Here is a 3,995-nt window from a genome sequence, read left to right as displayed (position 1 = left end):
AGCTATCGGATAACAACTATAGAAATCTTTTTTTATAAAGTTCGTCTTTGCGAGAGCATTCTCCGATTTTTCATCGGTAATGGTCGTGGCAATCTCCTTCAGACAAATAAATTAATACCAAATAGGAGATTGCCTAACCATTAAAAACAAAAAAGCCTTACAGAAATGTAAGGCTTCTTATTATTGCGTCAATGCAACTTCATGCCGTATGGCTTCTTGAAGTACATCAATATTGATATCTTTTAGTTTTTTAAACTTAATGCAATAGCCAGTCACACTTGCCTTACCTAATTTTTCTGCATAGGTTTTTGCTAAATAGGTCTTATCGTCAATACCAAGAATATAAACAGAGATGCCACTGGTGTTTGCACTTAACCCAATTTGATAAAACTCTTTGGTTTTACCATCTGCATATTTTATAGTCCGAAGTCCATATCCTATGTTAGGGTTTGAAACAATCTTATTTTCACTGTTTTTACCATCTAAGAACCATAATTTACATCTTGGCATTGCTTCTAGGATGGTACTGTGCAACGTTTGCATTTCACCTCGTTTTGGTTCTGGGTGACTGTCTATATACTCCTTGATTTGGTCTTGTATGTTCATAATTATTCCAATTCTTCACAGTTAAATTTATGAATATTTAGCAAGTCTACTATTTTCAAAACTATATTTTCATCACAATCAATACGCAAAATCTTATCACAGTCCTCAAGATCGAAATTCCATTTTTCACTTGGAACTAGTTTGTTAATATGCGGCTTGAGCTGCTTAACCTGCGTTTTAGTTTTGACAACAGTTTTGAAAACGTAAATCATTTTTTAGATAATGTAGCCAATAATTCGTCTAGGTAATTTAAGGTCATGGTAAATCCTCCTTGGAAGCCCATTTCTATCATTTTTTCCATACGCTCAAGTGAATCATTTTTAATAACAATGCTCACTTTTGTCTTTCCATCTTCTTCACTAAAAGTAAGATCCCAATCAGACCCTGGTAATTGAGGGTTCTCATCTTTGTCAGCAAAAGCATTCAAATATTTAAAATTCGTTTTTGGGCTAATGGAAGTATATTGCTGAAGTGACCAATGTTCATCGCCCTCAGGACTTACCATGGCATAAAATCTTCGCCCTCCAACTTCAAAATCCATCACTTTTGTTTTTGAGCCCCAAGGTTTAGGTGCCCACCATTGGTCAAGAATTTCCTGTGTAGTAAACGCATCCCATACTAATGAAAGGTCAGCATCAAATTCTTTGTTTACAAATACCGTTTTATTTGCCTTGTCAACGGTAAAATCGAATAGTAAATTGTTCATTTTTTATGTTTTTAAGTGTTGGTTAGATTTTATTAATTGAATTTTAACGCTTTGCTAAAATTGTATCCAGGTTTTCCATAGCCATTGTAAGCCCTTCTTTAAAGCCCATAGCAATGGTTTGCTCTAGCTGAGCAAGGTCAGAAAACTGCATAATCCCATGAACTAGCGTATTTTTATCCATATCACTAAAATTCATAGTCCATTTAGATTGTGGCATTTGTATATTGATATTTCCATCAGCATCACCAAAAGCATCATGAGCAAGAAACATACTCTTCGGTTCAATTTTCACATAACTGGTAATCGACCAGTGTTCTTCACCATTTGGTCCAACTGCTGCGTAATGCCATTTGCCGCCTTCACGGAAATCCATGCTTTTTGTTCTTGATTTCCAAGGTGAAGGCATCCACCACTGATCAAGAAGCTCAGATTTTGTGTAATAGTCCCACACAGTTGGACGGTCAGCAGCAAATTCACGTTTGATATTGATAGTGTTGTTTTGTTTATCGACAGTAAAGTCGAAGAATAATGTCGGCTTCATTTTTTCTGTTTTTTAAGGGTTGATAATACTTGGTCTAATTGGTTAAATCGGTTCTCCCAAATTTTTCGGTATTGCTCTAACCATTTATCTATTTCTTTCATTTTTTCAATTTCAAGAGTGTAGTAAATTTCTCTACCCTGGTATTCTTGTTTTACAAGATCACATTCTGTGAGAATGCGCAAATGTTTTGATATTGCTTGTCGAGTAGTGTGAAAGTTTTCGGCAATGGCATTAGGAGTCATCGCCTGTAATGCTATTAAGGCTATAATTGCTCTTCTTGTTGGATCTGCAATAGCTTGAAATATATCTCGTCTCATTTGTTTAAATTCTTATTTAAGAAACTAATCGGTTGCAAATATATATGCAACTTTTCGGTTTCACAAATTTTTTCTAACTTATTTTTTCTTTGGCGGGATTCACCCTAGAAGTTGTCGTTTTAATGCAACATCAAATCATGAAATCAATCACAACTTTGTAGTATCAAAACAACTTCAAACTAATTAAATAGCATTATGAAAAATTTAATCAAAACAAATAACCATCTAAAATCAATACTAATAGCTATCGCTATGTTAACAGCAGTTCAAACTAAAGGGCAAGAAATCAAACCTACTATTAGTGGTTATGCACCTGCTAATGGAATCAAAGTTTATTACGAAGTGTATGGTGAGGGCAAACCAATTGTTTTACTGCATGGTGCTTTTATGACCATTGGGACGAATTGGGGAGAACTCATTCCTGAACTATCAAAAACAAGAAAAGTAATTGCAATAGAAATGCAAGGGCATGGGCACACCCCATTTTCGGATAGAAAATTAGATATTGCTACTTTGGCAAGTGATGTGGATGGAGTAATGAGTTATTTAAAAGTTGATAGTGCTGATGTTGCAGGATATAGCATGGGTGGTTCTGTAGCTTACCAATTTACAGTACAATACCCTAAAAGGGTCAAAAAGTTGATGATTATCTCTTCTACCTATAAAACCAGTGGCTGGTTGCCAGCAATAAACGATGGGTTTAAAGATTTTAAGCCTGAATTTTTTATCAATACGCCTATTAAAACAGCTTATGATGCAGTGGCACCCGACAAAACAAAATTTATAAAGTTTATAGAACAAATGATTGTTTTTGCTGGAGTTTCCTTTAATGTAGGTGATGCCAACATCGCGAAAATTACTGCACCGGTATTGCTGATTTCTGGAGATAATGATGGCCTTGATAAAGTTGAGTTGATGAAAACGTATCAATTACTTGGTGGTGGTGTATCTGCTGATTTAGCCCCAATGCCAAAATCACAATTAGCTATTGTTCCTTCACAAGGCCACGTGAGCTTAATGATGCAAACAAAAACAATATTAGGTTATCTAAATGGCTTTTTAAAGTAACACGATTGAAATTTAATAAAGTTAATGCCCAATGAAATCCCTCTAAATAACCATTTAGAGGGATTCTTTTTATTGTGTGATTCAACAATTATTATCCTACCCTACAGACTAACGGAACTAAGTTAACATCTTGATGGATTTGTATTGAAGGATTTTACTTAATATCAACATATTTAATTATAAAGATAAACTTGTAAGCTAGTCCTTTAGGGTAAGTAAATGTCGATCAAATCATCATTAGGAAAATCCTTACCATTTTTACGCCACCAAAAGATGATTTTGAATAAGCAACAGCTCTATATCTTTGATATATGTTCCGCTATAAAAAGAAAGTAAAGTAGACCCAATGTACAATCATCAGAAAAACAGTGTTATCGATTTAAATCGGGAAATATTTTCTACGTTAATAATAGTAATGGGGAATTTTTTTTCCACAAATTGTAGACATTATTACCCCATTCAAATATTGTTCCTATTTTAGCGGCAAGAAAATAAACACACACAAGTTACCTTTTTATGTTTGGTTTAGGACAGTTACGCTCTTACAGTGCATACTCTTTTTGAAATATGCATTGTGTTAGGGTTCTAAATTTATGGAAGCAATCTTTGTCAACTTCACGGTTTTTACTGTGTAGTATAGGCTTTATTTTATTTTCTTTTTTTGCTAAAACTGCCTTTGCAGAAGGAAGTAAAGATCTTTACCCTAGTGGCGCACAAGGGAATAGAGCATTTTTATATGCAAACGTAGATGCTGTTA

General features: G+C 34.3%; 5 protein-coding genes. 1 reads left to right on the top strand and 4 read right to left on the bottom strand.

Going from position 1 to position 3,995, the window contains the following annotated elements:
• Window positions 1–180 precede the first annotated feature (180 nt).
• The 4 genes from WC622_RS16430 to WC622_RS16415 all read right to left on the bottom strand — a co-directional run bounded on the left by WC622_RS16430 (window position 181) and on the right by WC622_RS16415 (window position 2,170).
• A complete protein-coding gene (locus WC622_RS16430) occupies window positions 181–606 on the bottom strand; it encodes a DUF1801 domain-containing protein (protein ID WP_372820777.1) in 426 nt (141 codons plus the stop codon).
• 208 nt (window positions 607–814) lie between these two features.
• Window positions 815–1,312: an SRPBCC domain-containing protein gene (locus tag WC622_RS16425; RefSeq protein ID WP_372820776.1), complete on the bottom strand. Its 498-nt coding sequence runs from the start codon at window positions 1,310–1,312 to the stop codon at window positions 815–817.
• Between the two features lie 43 nt (window positions 1,313–1,355).
• Window positions 1,356–1,853, bottom strand: a complete 498-nt coding sequence (locus WC622_RS16420; RefSeq protein WP_372820775.1) for an SRPBCC domain-containing protein — start codon at window positions 1,851–1,853, stop codon at window positions 1,356–1,358.
• Complete coding sequence (locus WC622_RS16415; RefSeq protein ID WP_372820774.1) at window positions 1,850–2,170, bottom strand: ArsR/SmtB family transcription factor; 321 nt, start codon at window positions 2,168–2,170, stop codon at window positions 1,850–1,852. The genes WC622_RS16420 and WC622_RS16415 overlap by 4 nt, the downstream gene beginning before the upstream one ends.
• 195 nt (window positions 2,171–2,365) lie before the next feature.
• Between WC622_RS16415 and WC622_RS16410 the strand changes: the two genes are divergently transcribed.
• Window positions 2,366–3,238, top strand: coding sequence for an alpha/beta fold hydrolase (locus WC622_RS16410; protein WP_372820773.1), 873 nt, complete (start codon window positions 2,366–2,368; stop codon window positions 3,236–3,238).
• Window positions 3,239–3,995 lie beyond the last annotated feature (757 nt).

It is taken from the genome of Pedobacter sp., assembly GCF_041662865.1.
Taxonomy (GTDB): Bacteria; Bacteroidota; Bacteroidia; order Sphingobacteriales; family Sphingobacteriaceae; genus Pedobacter.
This window is presented reverse-complemented; position numbering and strand designations above follow the sequence as displayed.